The sequence below is a fragment of the Nocardia sp. CDC159 genome, from assembly GCF_023740735.1.
GTDB lineage: Bacteria > Actinomycetota > Actinomycetes > Mycobacteriales > Mycobacteriaceae > Nocardia > Nocardia pulmonis.
Genome location: NZ_JAMRXH010000046.1, coordinates 1 through 1,129, shown reverse-complemented (window position 1 = coordinate 1,129; position 1,129 = coordinate 1). Strand labels below are relative to the sequence as shown.

The 1,129-nt window shown below is 71.8% G+C and carries 1 protein-coding gene; it reads right to left on the bottom strand.

Annotated elements, in window-relative coordinates; translation table 11 throughout:
• Positions 1-1,129, bottom strand: a 1,129-nt coding sequence (gene aroC / locus NDR87_RS37050; RefSeq protein WP_251919013.1) for a chorismate synthase, incomplete at both ends; no start/stop codon positions are given.

The following is a 1,129-nucleotide window of genomic DNA, read 5'->3' as shown; positions in this document are numbered from 1 at the left end:
GTCTCGGGCAGTGAGTCGCCGCCGAATTTCTCGAGTGCGGCCTGGGCGAGGACGAGGGCGACCATGGCCTCGGCGACGACGCCGGCGGCGGGGACGGCGCAGACGTCGGAGCGTTGGTGGATGGCGACGGCTTCGTCGCCGGTGGTCATGTCCACGGTGGCCAGGGCTCGCGGCACGGTGGAGATGGGTTTCATGGCCGCGCGGACCCGCAGGGTTTCGCCGTTGGTCATGCCGCCCTCGAGGCCGCCGGCGCGGTTGGTCGAGCGCAGTACCCCGTCGGGGCCGGGTCGCATTTCGTCGTGGGCTTGGCTGCCGCGGCGGCGGGCGGTGTCGAATCCGTCGCCGACTTCCACGCCCTTGATGGCTTGGATTCCCATGAGCGCGGCCGCCAGTCGCGCGTCGAGGCGGTGCTCGCCGCTGGTGAACGATCCCAGTCCGACCGGCAGCCCCTCGACCACGACCTCCACCACCCCGCCGAGGGTGTCGCCGTCCTTTTTCGCGGCCTCGATCTCGGCGATCATCGCCGCTTCGGCGTGGGTGTCGAACGCGCGGACCGGGCTGTCGTCGATGGCGGCCAGGTCGGCGGCGGTCGGCACGGTCCCGGGCGCGGCGGCGGCGGTGCCGATGGCCACCACGTGGGAGATGACCTCGACGCCGAGGGCTTGGCGCAGGAATGCTCGGGCCACGGTGCCCGCGGCGACGCGGGCGGCGGTTTCGCGGGCGCTGGCGCGTTCGAGGACGTTGCGGGCGTCGTCGAAGCCGTATTTGAGCATGCCGGAGTAGTCGGCGTGGCCGGGGCGGGGTCGGGTCAGGGGTGCGTTGCGGGCGAGTTCGGCCAGGTCGTTTTCGTCGACGGGGTCGGCGGCCATGACCTGGGTCCATTTGGGCCATTCGGAGTTGGCGATCTCGATGGCGATGGGTCCGCCCATGGTGCGGCCGTGGCGCAGGCCGCCGATCACGGTGACGGTGTCGGCTTCGAATTTCATGCGGGCGCCGCGGCCGTAGCCGAGGCGTCGGCGGGCCAGTTGCGCGGCGATGTCGGCCGAGGTCACCTCGACACCGGCCACCATCCCCTCCAGGATCGCGACGAGGGCGGGACCATGAGACTCTCCGGCAGTTATCCAGCGCA